Raw genomic sequence first — 14,986 nt, 5'->3', positions numbered from 1 at the left:
TCGCGGTCAGGAATTGTTTCCGGTAAAGGCGTTATCAACAATAGTGCGTATTACCTCGTCAATTTCGGTGCTTACGATTTGCAGGTAGTCCATAATCTGTTTATTCTCCGGATTGTGAAGGTTTTCCTTATCCATAATATTGATAAGCCCGAGCATACTGGCTACAGGCCTCCGGAGTTCATGCGAGCTTAACGAGGCCATATCATTGATGCGTTTGTTTTGCTGAAGCAGTTGCCGCTCGGTTTTAAGCCGATTGGTAACATCCTGCCCAATACCCTGTATTTCGCAAACGGTGCCATACTTGTTAACCACCGAAATAAATTCCCATTCGGTATCATGCAAATTGCCATATATATCCGGCTTTTTATGCAGCAGCGAAATAATTTTGCCGGGGTTGTTGATGCATTTGATAAAGGCATCCTCGCAAAGATGAACCTCTTCGGGCACGGTAGTTACCGAGAAATGTTTTCCCAATAAGTCCTCCGGTTTGTAGCCAAAGATCTTGGTATATTGCCCGTTAATAAAGCTATAGTTGCCGTTTACATCTATCCTTATCAGGAAGCTGGTTTTTGAATCAATCAGCAAATTTAAAAACTGCTTGCCAAATCCCGAATCATCAGAAACGTTTGCCGGTTGATTGAAGGTCTCTGCTGCTGTGGTCTTATTATTGGCAGGTACTTCATCAGTAATAATACTTAGCATAACAGAATGGCCCGTTGCAGCATCAATATAAAACCTTTTTTTATCGAGTATTTTTTTAGTTGTTTGCTGTGGAGTATTAATCGTGTAAGTTAGTTCAAGAGGTTGGTTTATGTAAAGATTTTTTAGAGCCTCCTTTACCTCTGCAAGTTCATTTGGTTTAATGAGGGTTTCCCAAAGGTTATTATCATGATACAGTTGTTGAGGGCTTAGGCCTAAAATGGTGTAAACTTCCGGGCTTATAAAAAGATACCTTTGCTCCGTAAGGTCATAAGCAAGCACACAATCATTCAGCACGGCGGATGTATGGTTAAACATACTTTTAAAAGAAAGGAATAAAGCAATCTATTAAATGTAGATGATTTATTCTAAATATAATAGTATTTAATGTAATAATTTAGCTGCTACTTCATCCCAGGTGTTTACGCGTTCAAAATCCGTAATAAGCATGTTGTGAGGCGAGGTAAACAGCAGCTTTCGGCCTTTGAAGGTTACAAAGTTTTTTATACGGTCGTCAATTATAATATCGGCATCCAATATCTTATGTCCGCAAAAGATAATGTTGGTCCAGGAAATGAATGGAAAGTGTTCATTAAGCCATTCCAGCTTATCCTCCAGTGAGTTTTTAAATTCCATAGCGGCCGATGCTACATATACATCATACTTTTCTGTTAAGGCTTTGATTACTTCCTGACTTCCAGGCATTACAGGCAGATCTCTGAAAAAACCTTTTTCATTAATGTATTGCCTTAGAGTAGCGCTTAGGTGGGGCGGCAATATTTCATTGAACTCTTTACCGCGCATATCGCCCAGTGATATTTTGGTTTGATGCCTGATTTCGTACAGGTCAATAAATTTGGCAATGGTATCGGCCATTACTTCATCCATATCAATGGCTACGCGTAATTTTCTGTTGATGCTCATGCGGTTGAAATTGCGATTTTTTCTGATCAAAGCCAATACGTTAGTGCTTAATAAATAATTAATTACAAGTGTTTTAGTTTATTACAAATAATTTATACCTTTGCATCCCCGCAGAAAGAACTCCGGGGACATGTTGAATACATAAAATTTAAAAATGGCAACTAAAATCAGACTGCAAAGACACGGTAAAAAAGGTAAACCTTTTTACTACATCGTAGTAGCAGATGCCCGCGCTCCACGCGACGGTCGTTTCATTGAGCGTTTAGGTTCATACAACCCAAACACCAACCCTGCAACTATCGACATTAACTTCGAAAAAACTTTAGAGTGGGTTAACACAGGTGCCCAGCCAACTGACACTTGTCGTGCTATCCTTTCATACAAAGGTGTATTGTACAAAAAACACTTAGAAGGTGGTGTTAAAAAAGGAGCTTTAACTGAAGAACAAGCAGCAGCTAAATTTGCTGAGTGGACTGAACAAAAAGACGGTAAAATCTCTGGCAAAAAATCAAGCTTGTTATCAGCAAAAGACGAGGCTCGCAAAGCTGCTTTAGCTGCTGAAGCTAAAAAGAAAGAAGAAAAAGCTGCCGCTATTGCTGCTAAAAATGCACCAGTTGCAGAAGAAGTAGAAGCTCCGGCTGAAGAAGCTGCTGCTGAAACTGATGCTGCTGAAAGCGCAGAATAATTTTATTATCAAAATTTATTTAATGGCGAAGCTCCTACATATAGGTTCTTCGCCATTATTTTTTAATCCCGATTTTTCATGAAAACTGAAGATTGCTTTAGGGTAGGCAGTATATTAAAAACCAAGGGGCTGAAAGGCGAAATGCAGGTATATGTGGATTTCGATAACCTGGAGGCTATTAAGTTCGACGCCGTTTTTATTGACATGGCCGGTAAGCTGATTCCTTATTTTGTTGCATCCATCAAATACCTGCAAAAAAGTAACGCCTATTTATACCTGGAAGATGTGGACACTATTGAAAAAGCCTCTACACTGGTAAAAAGGGATATTTATCTGCCAAACAAGCTAAAGCCAAAGAAGAAAAAAAGCGAATTTACACTGAACGATGTAAAGGGCTTTATTGCCATTGATGAGGCGCATGGCGAATTGGGTGAGATATTGGAAGTTCAGGAATACCCACAGCAGCTGATAGCTACCGTGCAATATCAAAACAAAGAGATCCTGTTTCCGCTAAATGTGGAGATCATTAAAGGGATTGATGTGGAAGCCGGCGAAATTTATATCGACCTGCCCGAAGGCTTGCTTGATGTATATCTGGAAGGATAATTGCCCAGGCAAAGGATTTTTTTAATGATTGTATTTTTAAGAGAAAATAATTAAATTTGTGTGTAAGGTTAATGTGGGGGTGTTGTTTGCCAACATTATTCTTATTTCTCCGTTAATAAATCATCATCATTACTATTTATATTATGGGAATAATTAAGCTAATAACTCAAAGAATGGGGGATATCTTAAGCTCTTACTTTATTTCCGATATGGACGTTATGAGTGAGGATGCAAAAAAATCTTTGCAAATGACGTTGACAGGAAAAAGTATATTGAAGCTGTAGAGAAATTGAAAAATGATAGTAGTAAAGAAGAAACTATAGTTCTCTCCAATAATGAAAAGATAACATTGGTTTCTTAATTTTCCGTGGAAGGACAATTTACAATAAGTAGCATAATTATTATTGTTTGGCTCATCTTTCCCGGTGTAGTTTTTAAACGTTTTTATTTTCAAGGACAGTTTGCAAAGCAATTTGGAGTTGGGTTGTTTGCTGATAGGCTTATTACGAGTATTTTTTGGGGTATAATTGTACAGATTATAACTTTTTTGTTTTATAGTCGTTCTTTTGGGTTCACTTTTACGGGCATTAAAGGCAAAATAAACACCATATATACCAATATAGCGAGCAACAAAATGCCTGATATTACATATCAGCATTTAACCTATATTCTCGGTTATTTAGCTTGTTTGATTTTTGTTGCGTTTTTTTTAGGTTCTTTTTTTCATTTCCTCATAAGAATTTTAAAAATAGACGTCAAGGTTCCTGTCTTTCGTTTCTCTAATCACTGGAATTACTATTTTCGAGGTGAAATCGTTTCAATGCGGGAGTTTAAATCATTAAATAAGGGAAAATGGCTTTCCACAATGGTTGATGTTGTAATTGAAGATGGTTCTGAAAAAAACAAAATGGTTTCGGGGTTTTTAACTCAACATACCATATCTCAAAAAACAGGGGATTTAGAAACAATCTATTTAACTGGTGCAAAAAGGTATTCCCAGTCCTCAGGTCAATTCAAAGAAGTCCCTGGGGATTGTCTTGTTATTCCTTTTGAAAAAGTTGTAGATTTAAATTTAAGATATACATTTCAGGTCATTGACATCAACTTAAGAAGACGAATACTTTTTCAACGATTAGTGTTGATTATTTTGACATTTGGCTTATTATTTATCTTAATTTTTCCTTGGTATTTAAAAAGGTCAATATTTTATAGGATTTTAGGTATTGTTTTCGGAGGTATTACTTGGTTATTGTTTATAATGATTGCTTCTAATCCATTTCAACCAAATCCACGAATTAAATTAGAACCAAAACATCTTTGGCCTATTTTGATCTTTATGATTGCCTTCTTGATCTTTACAATTTATTTTTTAGGAATAATTCCTTCAATGAATCAGATTAAAAATATTTTTTAAAAGGTATATATTCAATATTAAGGTAATTATGGAAACTAAACCCACCTTTGCGCCGCAATTAGTTATCCCTAATGGTGTAACTGATATTAGTTTTTACATGAATGCCTTTGGCGCTACCGAGCTGCGGCGTTTTAGTAATGATGACGGCACTATCCATGTGTCTGAATTGAGTATAAATGGAGCCCTGTTTCATCTGCATGAACAAACGCAGCGTATAGCGGCTGTTAGCCCGGATAAGCATCATTCAACCACGGTAACCATAGGTCTTTTTGTTGACGATGTACATGCTGTGATTGAACAGGCCATACAAAGCGGAGCTCAATTGCAATCGCCCGTGCAGGATTATGATTACGGCTATCGCCAGGGTGAAATAGTTGACCCTTTTGGGCATCAATGGCTTATTGAAAAAGCTATTTGATAAGAGAAAATAAGTATTCACTTTAACGCAGATTGTCATGGCAAATGAACCCACCTACGGCAATGGTAAAATATGTTATATAGAAATACCGGCGACAGACGTCGCGGTATCCGCCGCATTTTTCCAGAAAGTTTTTGGCTGGCAGATCAGATCGGACAATGCGGGGAATACTTCCTTTGACGATGGCGTGGGCCAGGTAAGCGGTACATGGGTTATAGGCCCCAAGCCGATGATTACTGCTGGTTTTGTAATCTCGATTATGGTTGATGACGCCAATGCCGCAGTCGGGCTTATTAAAGCCAATGGCGGGGTAATAATTAAACCCGTAGACGAGAATGCCTCAGAAATAACCGCTCACTTTACTGACCCCGCGGGTAATTTGTGGGGAATATACCAGCATGGAGGATGATTTTAATGTGCGGATGTGTGAATGTGCAGATGTGCTGATTCTTTGATCTGATCATCTGCAATTTAAAATCTACACATTCGCATATCTGCACATCAATCAATAATCTGCATATTTGCACATGCGTTTTGATATCATCTCTGTTTTGCCCGATCTGCTTACCAGTCCGTTTGCTCATTCTATTTTGCAGCGGGCGCAAAAGAAGGGTATAGCCGAAATATACGTGCATAATCTGCGCGATTACTCTACCAGCAAACAAAAAAGCGTTGACGATTATCCATACGGCGGAGGCAGCGGCATGGTAATGACCATACCCCCATTTGCGGCTTGTATTGAAAAGCTAAAGGCCGAGCGTGAGTATGATGAAGTGATCTTCATGTCGCCGGATGGTGAAAGATTGAACCAGGCCATAGCCAACCAGCTTTCTATAAAAGGCAATATCATTATTTTATGCGGTCATTATAAAGGGATCGACCAACGCATCCGTGATATTTATGTAACTCGCGAAATTTCCATTGGCGATTACGTACTATCGGGCGGCGAACTGCCTGCCGCGGTTTTGGTTGATGCTGTTGTAAGGCTTATCCCCGGTGTGTTGAGTGACGAAACATCGGCCCTGAGCGATTCATTTCAGGATGATATGCTTGATGCACCGGTATATACCCGCCCGGCCGACTGGAACGGCCACAAGGTACCCGATATTCTGTTGAGCGGTAATACACCCGAAATTGAGAAATGGCGCTTTGAGCAGGCTCTGGAGCGCACCAGGACGCGCAGGCCCGATCTGCTGGAGTAAAAAAACACGGCGTTAAATTAAGTTGATAGTATGAACCGTTTTTTGTGGTTTAAAGAAACAGGCATAACTAACAAAATTGGCCACATTTTATTAACAAAAAACAAAATGTGGAAATTTTTAAAATACACTTTCATATATTAAAAATAATCCCTATAATTGCAATCCGATTTTTACGGGCTAAAAATCGCTTTAAGAGCTAAAAATCATGGATTTAGTAAAATTTGTTGAAGAGCAATCAGTAGAAAAAAAGCAGTTTCCTTCCTTTAAGGCTGGTGATACTGTAAGTGTACATTATAAAATCAGAGAAGGAAATAAAGAGCGTGTACAGCTTTATCAAGGTGTTGTTATTCAACGTAACAGCGTTGGTACAACTGAAACATTTACCGTTCGTAAAGTTTCTAACGGAATAGGCGTTGAGCGTATCTTCCCTATTAACTCTCCAAACATTGATAAAATTGAAGTGAACAGCGTAGGTAAAGTACGTCGTTCTAAATTATACTATCTGCGCGAACTTACCGGTAAAGCAGCTCGTATCAAATCAAAAAGAGTTTAATTATCCGTTCCTGTTTTTAACAGGTAACTACTTGATATTTAAAAGACCTTTCTGGAATTTATTTCGGGAAGGTATTTTTTATGACTAAAATTAAGTTCAGGTAGTTTTCTCTCCCCATCAGTTTTCGATACTATTAAGCGAATGTGCTTTAGTGATTAATTATTCCAAGCTTAGCAAAGGGTGATTAGCATTATGTATTGCTATAGTCGATCTTTGTATGAGAGTGGCCATTGTTGCCTCCTCAATATCTAACTGCCAGTAAGTCATCTTACGTAAATATATATTATTCGCTCAGTAAAGCAGATAGTGTCATGCTGTGCCCGTAATCCTAATTTGCGGATTGATGTTAAATTGTGCTCCGCTGAGGTTTTATCTTTTTATACACGATTGATTTCGGTTGTTGATAACTGCACAGGCCGGTTACTGAAATTGTATAGCTGCTTAATACCTTATTGGGGTATCCTGTTTATAGATATTCAATAATGAGATCTTTGGCTCCCTAGGGGATTCCTTAAAACAAAAAGAGCCGGTTGATAATAACCAGCTCTTTTCAATATATAATTTAGCTAAAGAATTATTCTTCTTTCTTATCTTTTGATTTTACCGCTTTGGTAGCAGCAGGTTTTTTAGCCGCCTTTTTTTCAGGCGCTTCTGCTTTAGGATGATCAATTACCAGTGGTAGCTCTTGTTGATGCCCTTCATTTTCAATGATGGTTGGTTCTTCATCAACCGTAGGCTGGGCGTGAGGTGTGGGAGTAGTAAGGCTCTCCATGGATATAGGTTTGATTGCAGCAGTTTCTGTAGCGGCAGCTGTTGAAGCGCTCGGTAGCTCGGCAAGCAAAGTGCGGCCACCTTTTACTACATCGCCAATGTTTACCAATATTTTTGAACCCAGTGGTAAAAACACATCCACCCTCGAGCCAAATTTAATAAAGCCAAACTGCTGTCCTTGTTCAACAATGTCGCCTTCTTTTACATACCACACAATACGGCGGGCCAGTGCGCCAGCTATCTGCCTGAAAAGTACAGAAACTCCCTCGCTGTTTTGCACACAGATGGTGGTACGCTCGTTTTCTGTTGATGATTTTGGGTGCCAAGCCACCAGGTATTTGCCCTTGTGATATTTAAAATAGCTTACCACGCCGGCTACAGGGTTGCGATTTACGTGTACGTTTACCGGCGACATGAATACCGATAACTGGATACGTTTATCTTTTAAATATTCGGTTTCCTCGGTTTCTTCAATTACTACCACCTTGCCGTCTGCAGGGCATAAAACAGTTGTTTCATCAGTATTAACGTGAAAGAATGGACTGCGGAAAAACTGCACGATAACCGCCAGAAACATGAACGAAAAAATGTAAACTATCCATTTTAGCGTATGCGCCTGTGGAAGATAAAACTGTATTAAGGCATTTAATACCATCAGGAACAATATAGTTAGCGCCAGTGAGGTATATCCTTCTTTATGAAAAGTCATATTTATAGATGATTTATTACAAAACTACTAATTTGAAATGAAGTATAGGTATGCGTAAACAACAGGAGCGGCTAATAACAGTCCGTCAAACCGGTCAAGAAGGCCACCATGTCCTGGTAGTATGCCTCCACTGTCTTTCACGTTGATGCTGCGTTTGAACATTGATTCAACCAGATCGCCCATGGTGCCAAAGCACGATATTAAAACAGCTATACTTACCCATTGTTTCCAGCTGAGTTCATGATAATAATGACTGAATATGGCTCCTGCAACAGCACTGATGATAACGCCTCCAAAAAAGCCTTCCCATGTTTTTTTAGGCGAATGGCGTTCAAACAGCTTGGTACAGCCAAAGGCGCGCCCGGCTAAATAAGCGCCGGTGTCATTGCTCCAGAGCATTACCAGGAAACCCAATGGCAAATGAAAATTAAAATTGCCATTTATAAAAGCCATAGCGTGGAAGAATAAGAAAGGCACTACTGCCAAAAATATTCCCAAAAAAGTATAACCGAGGTTACTGAAAGGGGCTGGTTTGTTTTTATAAAGTTCCTGGATATAAACAGCGCTTAAAGTTACCGGCAGAAAAAATATGTATCTCCACGCGGGGAAGTAACATTGTACCGCAAAAAAAAGGAATACTAAAAAACCGTTAATGAGGCCGCTTTCAAGGCTGGGTTTAAAACCTCCCTCGCGCACCAGTTTGTAAAACTCAAACAGGCAAAACGAGGTTAATACGAGGTAAAATACACTAAATACATAGGAGCCCAGTAAAACTGAGCCAAGCATTACAATAACAAAAAAGAAGCCGGTAATGGCGCGTACTTTCATAAATTAATTTGATTGAGGATCATGATCTCAATGGCTTTGCTAAAATCCTCCTGGTGAATATATACTTCAATATCGCCGAAAGCCTTGTGCGATGAATCTTGCTTATTTAGTAAAACTGTATCAATATGATGCCCTGTAAGCACTTGCTTCACAATTTCTGACTGATAAAAATTGGACGACGTAAAGAATTTGATCCAGCCTTTTTCCATTAAAAATCAAACATGGGCCTTTTGAGTGCAATATTCCTGTATATATAAAGCAAAATTAAAATAATTATTAAGCTAAAAGCATAGCTGCTATAATTAAATACATGCTGATCATCAGGACTTAAGCTAATCTGTTTATGGTGATAAAGGTAGGTGATTACCACTGCCGAGCCGTTGTTTAAAAAATGTGCCCAAACACTGGTCCAGATGCTGCCGCTCCACACTACAAAATAGCCAAAAAACACCCCCAAAGCTACCCTTGGTAAAAAGGAAAAGAATTCGAGATGAAAAGCGCTGAACAATATAGCCGTGATCCAGATAGCCGCATGCGCGTTATGGGTCCATTTTACTAAAATAGTTTGTACACAGCCTCTAAATAAAAACTCCTCGGCAATGGCGGTTAACAGGGCCACAACCAGCAATGCAAAAAGCATGTCGCCAAAGGTTTTCATACTTAGCATGGCATCTGTGGCTTTCTGGGCCTGCTGCTCCATCAGGCGCATCAAATCTTCAACTGTTTTTAACGGCGTGGGGAGACTTAGTTTTTGATTGATATTAACTAATACCTCCATAACCGGTGATGAAAACAACATAATGGAAAACACCAGCAGGAATAAAATAGATGGGAAATTAAAATTAGTTTTTAAATAGTCAGGTGTATCGCGGGCTATAAAACGTGCAAAAACTACGGGCACAATAAATAATGGTAAAGTGGTGCTAACGATTTGTAATATCCATAAACCGCTTTTTACATGCGGGTTTGTTAAATTAAAGCTGGATACATCAGCGGCGGTTTGTGAACCGTATAGCAGTGTAATGATTCCCTGGGCAATGAAAAAGCCAATAATGCAAACAAAAAATATCGAAAAAAATATGATAACCAATTGTAACAGTGGGGTAATGTTTAATTGATTGGGTTTTAATTCCTTGTAGGGCTCTTTTATCATTTGATGTAAAATTCGTATTTTTGCAGGCCTAAAGATAAGCATGTCTGTACAAATAGGAAATATTGATTTAGGAGAGTTCCCGCTGTTGCTGGCTCCAATGGAAGATGTGAGCGATCCTCCCTTCCGTTATGTGTGCAAGCAAAACGGCGCGGATATGATGTACACAGAGTTCATCTCGTCTGAGGGATTGATACGTGATGCAGCCAAAAGTCGTAAAAAGCTGGATGTGTTTGAATACGAACGCCCGATAGGCATCCAGATTTTTGGCAGCGATATTGACCACATGCGTGAGGCTACCGAAATAGCTTCACTTGCCGGCCCCGACCTCATGGATATTAATTATGGCTGCCCTGTAAAACAGGTGGCCTGCCGCGGTGCCGGTGCAAGCCTTTTACAGGATATTGATAAAATGGTGGCAATGACTAAGGCTGTGGTTAATGCAACTCACCTTCCGGTAACCGTAAAAACGCGCCTGGGCTGGGATGATAGCACCAAAAATGTTTATGAAGTAGCCGAACGCCTACAGGATGTAGGCATAAAGGCACTTACCATACATGGCCGTACACGAGCCCAAATGTATAAGGGAGTGGCCGATTGGTCGCTGATACGTGATATCAAAAAGAACCCTCGCATCAAAATACCTATTTTTGGTAACGGAGATATCGATTCGCCCGAAAAAGCAGCCAACTGGCGCCTGGAATATGGTGTTGATGGCATGATGATCGGCCGTGCCGCCATAGGTTATCCCTGGATCTTCCGCGAGATCAAACATTTTTTTGCAACCGGCGAATACCTTGAAAAACCAATCGTTACCGAGCGTATTGCCGCGTGTACCGCGCACCTGCAAAAATCAATAGAATGGAAAGGGCCTAAAACCGGTATTTTTGAAATGCGCAGGCATTACTCCAACTATTTTAAGGGAATAGATCACTTTAAAGAATACCGCATGCGTTTGGTAACTGCGGGCACACTGGAAGAATTGTACGAAATTTTGGCAGAAATTGATGAAAAATATGCCATTGAGATGGCGTAATATTTGTTCAGATACTTTATATTTGAAATTTAACAGAGACAATTCGCATGGTTACCACTATAACAGAGGGCGTTAAGGTTTCCATAGAAACCATATATCAGCCAGAATACTCAAATCCGGCCAATGACCATTTCATGTTTGCATACAAGGTAAACATCGAAAATATGAGCAATTACGCAATACAACTTATTAGCAGGCATTGGTATATTTTTGATTCAAATGGTGCAAAACGCGAAGTGGAAGGCGAAGGTGTAGTGGGCCAGCAGCCGGTTATTGAACCGGGCCATGCTCATGAATATGTATCTGGCTGTAACCTGAAAACAGATATGGGCAGCATGAAAGGTGAGTACCAGATGACCCGCCTGCTTGATAATGCCAGTTTCAACGTACAGATCCCCGAATTTTATCTGATTGCACCTTATAGGATGAACTAAGCATTATTTGAGAAACAAGAGATTAGAGGCAAGAATTAAGAAAAAATATATAAAAGCCCTGATAGGTTAACCTATCAGGGCTTTTGCTTTTAATAATAAACTATGGTCCTGTTTCTTGACTCTAACCCCTTGTTTCTATCAATCAGTTTCGCCTGTTAAACAAGAACGAAGCATAATAAACCAGTGTAGCCAATGCGCTCAAAGCGGCAACAACGTAGGTCATGGCTGCCCACCATAAGGCGTCTTTGGCTTGTTCATGCTCCTGGGTGGTTTGCATAATGCTGTAGTTATTATCAAGCCATGCCAGCGCCCTTCGGCTGGCATCAAACTCAACAGGAAGTGTTATAAAACTAAAAAAAGTAACCAACGCAAGAGCCGCCACGCCAATAGCTAATACGAATGGATTGTTAGTAAAAAACAACAGCATAATGCCAATAAATAGCGTCCACTGGGTTAGGGTAGAGGCTACATTGATAATCGGCACCATTGCCGAGCGGAAACTCAACCATCCATAAGCCTGCGCATGCTGTACGGCATGCCCGCACTCGTGCGCGGCAACGGCGGCAGCTGCTATGCTGCGGCTATGATATACATCAGGACTTAAATTAACTGTTTTTGTTTCGGGGTTATAGTGGTCGGTAAGCTGCCCCTCAGCAGAGAGTACCTGCACATCAAATATGCCATGGGCGCGCAGCATTTTCACAGCCACTTCCTGGCCCGACAGACCGGAGAGCAGCGCTATTTCTGAGTATTGTTTGAATTTACTTCTGAACCGCCACTGTACTATAAAACTTACCAGGGCAACTGCAATCATCAGGAACCATGCAGAGTTGTAACCTATATATCCCGTAATTAACGATAAGTGATTCATTTTGGTAGTGATATTTGTTAAATTGTTTATGAACGTATCAATCCCTGTTCAAAAAGTATTCCGATTTAAGTTAAAATGCATGAAATTGTGTTAAAAATAACTGGATTTTACACAACAATTTCTCGTTCTGGCTTTTTTTATTGTTAGCTAATAATTCGCAATCTCTACATTTGATTTATATGGAACCTTCATTTTCCTATTGGGAACACACCGCCTTTATTGACCATGCCGATGTGATCATTATTGGCAGTGGTCTGGTTGGCCTAAGCGCAGCCCTGCATCTTAAAAAGCAACAGCCAAACCTTAAGGTTTTAGTTTTGGAGCGGGGCTTTTTACCATCAGGCGCCAGTACTAAAAACGCTGGTTTCGCGTGTTTTGGTACAGTTTCCGAACAAATTTCGGCAATAAATCAATCGTCAGAAGAGGAAGCGATGAACCTTGTTGCCTATAAATGGCTGGGCTTGCAAAGGTTGAGGGAAAACCTTGGTGATGAAAATATTGAATATTACCAGCATGGTGGTCATGAGCTGTTTATGCAGGATGAGCTTGAAGATGCTGAAACCTGTATCGGTCAGATAGATCATCTTAATAAATTATTAGAACAAGCCATAGGTAAAGCTGACATTTATGCAGTAGCCAATGCTAAAATTGCCGACTTTGGCTTTAAAAACGTAGGCAGTATTATATACAACCCCTATGAGGGCCAAATACATACCGGTAAAATGATGCGCACGCTATTATATAAGGTATACGATGCAGGAGTATTAGTGCTTAATAACTGTGCTGTTTCTGAGATAAAAAATGAAGAAAACAATATTACCCTCCATACTTCGCAAGGAAATTTTAAAGCTGGTAAAGTGATCCTGGCTACCAATGCTTTTGCTGATCAGCTTTATCCCGAGTTAAAGGTGATTCCTGGAAGGGGGCAGGTACTGGTCACTAAACCTATACCTGGATTAAAATTAAAGGGTACATACCATTTTGATGAGGGCTATTATTATTTCAGAAATATTGATAACAGGGTGCTTTTTGGCGGAGGGCGTAATCTGGATTACAAAGCCGAAGAAACCTGGGACTTTGGCCATACCGATACCGTTCAAGATAAGTTGATTAGCTATCTTAATGAAGTTATACTACCCGGCCAAAATGCCGAAATAGATTACTGGTGGAGCGGCATCATGGGCTTTGGTGACGAAATTACACCCATAGTAAAACAAGTACAGCCCAATGTATTTTGCGCGGTACGGTGTAATGGCATGGGTGTAGCCATGGGCAGTTTGGTTGGTGAAGAAGTAGCGGAGCTCGTGCTAAATAACTAAAATAATTCTACCAAACGTTCCAAAGCCATTCCGCGTGAACCTTTAATGAGGATGGTGGAGTTTTTAATAGGACTTGCTTTTAATCCGGCAATGGCATCTTCGGCAGTAGCATAGAAGGTCGCAGTCTGTTTACTTTCACCGCTTTTGGGTTGTTGACTTTCAAAATCTTTCCCAATAAAAATGCGTTCATCCACAGGAGTATTCAGGGCTTTTTGGATAACACTTGCATGCTCCGCTGCCGATTCCTCACCCATTTCAAACATGTCGCCTAAAATGAGCACTTTACGTTTTGCATCTATCTTACCTATATTTTCAATAGCCACGGCCATACTGCTGGGGTTGGCATTGTAGTAATCGCAAATAAGGGTGTTGGTTTCCGTTTTTACAATTTGCGAACGGTTGTTTTTAGGCTGATAGCCTTCAATCCCTGCATTGATCTCAGCAGCGGTTACACCAAGGTAGGTGCCAATACTGATTGCTGCTAATATATTATTTAGGTTGTAAGCGCCGGTGAGCTGTGTTTTTGTCGTGTGCTTATCTCCGGTTTTATTGTTACTCCATTGTACGGTAAGCAAAGGCGCGTTTTCTATAATTTGACCGCTAATAAGGGTTCTGTTTATATCACTGCCGTAATAAACCACTTTAGGCAATTTTCTGGCGTTGGCCATTTCTAGTAAAGTGGTATCATCTCCATTTACAAAAGCAACAGGCTGGTCTTCGGCATTCTGCAGGTAATCGTAGAGTTCTCCCTTTCCTTTTTTTACACCCTCAACTCCCCCAAATCCCTCTAAATGCGCTTTACCTACGTTGGTGATCATACCATGCGATGGCTGGGAGATACTGCACAGCAACTCAATTTCTTTTTGATGATTGGCGCCCATTTCAATAACTGCTGCTTTATGAGTATTGTCAATAGTTAGTATAGTAAGCGGCACACCAATATGGTTATTTAAATTGCCTTGTGTGGCCTGGGTTTTAAAATGCTGCGATAATACAGCGTTGATCAGCTCTTTGGTTGTGGTTTTACCGTTGGTGCCGGTAAGCCCAATAACAGGAATGTTTAACTGACGGCGATGATAGCGGGCCAGATCCTGCAGTGTGCTTAAAACGTCATCTACCAGAAGGTACTGATCGCCCAATTGATAATCAGGGTTATCAATTACGGCATAGGCTGCACCGGCTTCAATGGCTTTTTGTGCAAAAGTATTAGCATCAAACTTGTCGCCTTTTAAAGCAAAAAACAAGCTGCCCGGTGCAATTTTGCGGGTGTCGGTACTGATGATTGGGTGTTGCAGATATAGCTGGTAAAGTTGCTCGGTAGTGATCATATTGGTTGTATCAAGTAGCCAGTATCAAGTATCAAGAAT

At 40.2% G+C, this 14,986-nt stretch carries 17 protein-coding genes and 1 pseudogene; 10 read left to right on the top strand and 8 right to left on the bottom strand.

Annotated elements, in window-relative coordinates; translation table 11 throughout:
- Nucleotides 1-6 precede the first annotated feature (6 nt).
- Both QWZ01_RS20195 and QWZ01_RS20190 read right to left on the bottom strand, forming a co-directional pair.
- Nucleotides 7-1,017, bottom strand: a complete 1,011-nt coding sequence (locus QWZ01_RS20195) for a PAS domain S-box protein (protein WP_290326512.1) — start codon at nucleotides 1,015-1,017, stop codon at nucleotides 7-9.
- A 66-nt stretch (nucleotides 1,018-1,083) separates the two neighbouring features.
- Entirely contained in the window at nucleotides 1,084-1,623 is a 540-nt protein-coding gene (locus tag QWZ01_RS20190; RefSeq protein WP_290326511.1) for a 5' nucleotidase, NT5C type, read from the bottom strand.
- A gap of 154 nt (nucleotides 1,624-1,777) precedes the next feature.
- Here QWZ01_RS20190 and QWZ01_RS20185 point away from each other — a divergent pair, with 154 nt between their 5' ends.
- From QWZ01_RS20185 to rplS, 7 genes are all read left to right on the top strand, one after another.
- Complete coding sequence (locus QWZ01_RS20185; protein ID WP_290326509.1) at nucleotides 1,778-2,308, top strand: 30S ribosomal protein S16; 531 nt, start codon at nucleotides 1,778-1,780, stop codon at nucleotides 2,306-2,308.
- Between the two features lie 78 nt (nucleotides 2,309-2,386).
- Complete coding sequence (rimM, locus tag QWZ01_RS20180; RefSeq protein WP_290326506.1) at nucleotides 2,387-2,914, top strand: ribosome maturation factor RimM; 528 nt, start codon at nucleotides 2,387-2,389, stop codon at nucleotides 2,912-2,914.
- A 367-nt stretch (nucleotides 2,915-3,281) separates the two neighbouring features.
- Complete coding sequence (locus QWZ01_RS20175) at nucleotides 3,282-4,328, top strand: hypothetical protein (RefSeq protein WP_290326504.1); 1,047 nt, start codon at nucleotides 3,282-3,284, stop codon at nucleotides 4,326-4,328.
- Nucleotides 4,329-4,356: 28 nt separating this feature from the next.
- The gene (locus QWZ01_RS20170; RefSeq protein ID WP_290326501.1) at nucleotides 4,357-4,746 is read left to right on the top strand and encodes a VOC family protein; all 390 of its coding nucleotides are present in this window, start codon (nucleotides 4,357-4,359) and stop codon (nucleotides 4,744-4,746) included.
- A gap of 37 nt (nucleotides 4,747-4,783) precedes the next feature.
- The gene (locus QWZ01_RS20165; RefSeq protein ID WP_290326499.1) at nucleotides 4,784-5,155 is read left to right on the top strand and encodes a VOC family protein; all 372 of its coding nucleotides are present in this window, start codon (nucleotides 4,784-4,786) and stop codon (nucleotides 5,153-5,155) included.
- A gap of 118 nt (nucleotides 5,156-5,273) precedes the next feature.
- Entirely contained in the window at nucleotides 5,274-5,948 is a 675-nt protein-coding gene (trmD, locus tag QWZ01_RS20160; RefSeq protein WP_290326497.1) for a tRNA (guanosine(37)-N1)-methyltransferase TrmD, read from the top strand.
- 205 nt (nucleotides 5,949-6,153) lie between these two features.
- On the top strand, nucleotides 6,154-6,501 hold the full coding sequence (gene rplS / locus QWZ01_RS20155) for a 50S ribosomal protein L19 (RefSeq protein ID WP_290326494.1): 348 nt from the start codon (nucleotides 6,154-6,156) through the stop codon (nucleotides 6,499-6,501).
- A gap of 826 nt (nucleotides 6,502-7,327) precedes the next feature.
- On the opposite strand, the pseudogene QWZ01_RS20150 reads toward rplS, so the two are convergent.
- The 4 genes and pseudogenes from QWZ01_RS20150 to QWZ01_RS20135 all read right to left on the bottom strand — a co-directional run.
- Nucleotides 7,328-7,981 (bottom strand): annotated as a pseudogene (locus tag QWZ01_RS20150) (phosphatidylserine decarboxylase family protein); the annotation flags it as partial.
- Between the two features lie 27 nt (nucleotides 7,982-8,008).
- The gene (locus QWZ01_RS20145; RefSeq protein ID WP_290326492.1) at nucleotides 8,009-8,809 is read right to left on the bottom strand and encodes a phosphatidate cytidylyltransferase; all 801 of its coding nucleotides are present in this window, start codon (nucleotides 8,807-8,809) and stop codon (nucleotides 8,009-8,011) included.
- The gene (locus QWZ01_RS20140) at nucleotides 8,806-9,018 is read right to left on the bottom strand and encodes a putative signal transducing protein (protein WP_290326491.1); all 213 of its coding nucleotides are present in this window, start codon (nucleotides 9,016-9,018) and stop codon (nucleotides 8,806-8,808) included. The genes QWZ01_RS20145 and QWZ01_RS20140 overlap by 4 nt, the downstream gene beginning before the upstream one ends.
- A complete protein-coding gene (locus QWZ01_RS20135) occupies nucleotides 9,018-9,962 on the bottom strand; it encodes a CPBP family intramembrane glutamic endopeptidase (protein ID WP_290326488.1) in 945 nt (314 codons plus the stop codon). The genes QWZ01_RS20140 and QWZ01_RS20135 overlap by 1 nt, the downstream gene beginning before the upstream one ends.
- A gap of 40 nt (nucleotides 9,963-10,002) precedes the next feature.
- On the opposite strand from QWZ01_RS20135, the gene dusB reads away from it, so the two are divergent.
- Nucleotides 10,003-10,995, top strand: coding sequence for a tRNA dihydrouridine synthase DusB (gene dusB, locus QWZ01_RS20130; protein ID WP_290326486.1), 993 nt, complete (start codon nucleotides 10,003-10,005; stop codon nucleotides 10,993-10,995).
- Nucleotides 10,996-11,042: 47 nt separating this feature from the next.
- Nucleotides 11,043-11,429 carry a Co2+/Mg2+ efflux facilitator ApaG/CorD gene (gene apaG / locus QWZ01_RS20125; RefSeq protein ID WP_290326484.1) on the top strand — a complete coding sequence of 129 codons (387 nt, stop codon included), beginning with the start codon at nucleotides 11,043-11,045 and terminating at the stop codon, nucleotides 11,427-11,429.
- A 142-nt stretch (nucleotides 11,430-11,571) separates the two neighbouring features.
- On the opposite strand, the gene QWZ01_RS20120 is transcribed toward apaG, so the two are convergent.
- On the bottom strand, nucleotides 11,572-12,300 hold the full coding sequence (locus tag QWZ01_RS20120; RefSeq protein ID WP_290326467.1) for a zinc metallopeptidase: 729 nt from the start codon (nucleotides 12,298-12,300) through the stop codon (nucleotides 11,572-11,574).
- Nucleotides 12,301-12,479: 179 nt separating this feature from the next.
- Between QWZ01_RS20120 and QWZ01_RS20115 the strand changes: the two genes are divergently transcribed.
- Complete coding sequence (locus tag QWZ01_RS20115) at nucleotides 12,480-13,619, top strand: NAD(P)/FAD-dependent oxidoreductase (protein WP_290326465.1); 1,140 nt, start codon at nucleotides 12,480-12,482, stop codon at nucleotides 13,617-13,619.
- On the opposite strand, the gene QWZ01_RS20110 is transcribed toward QWZ01_RS20115, so the two are convergent.
- Nucleotides 13,616-14,947, bottom strand: coding sequence for a UDP-N-acetylmuramoyl-tripeptide--D-alanyl-D-alanine ligase (locus tag QWZ01_RS20110; protein WP_353959422.1), 1,332 nt, complete (start codon nucleotides 14,945-14,947; stop codon nucleotides 13,616-13,618). The genes QWZ01_RS20115 and QWZ01_RS20110 overlap by 4 nt on opposite strands.
- Between the last annotated feature and the right edge of the window lie 39 nt (nucleotides 14,948-14,986).

Source organism: Mucilaginibacter aquaedulcis, assembly GCF_030409325.1.
Lineage (GTDB): Bacteria > Bacteroidota > Bacteroidia > Sphingobacteriales > Sphingobacteriaceae > Mucilaginibacter > Mucilaginibacter aquaedulcis.
Note: the sequence above shows the minus strand (reverse complement) of the source record. Positions and strands in the feature narration are given on the sequence as shown.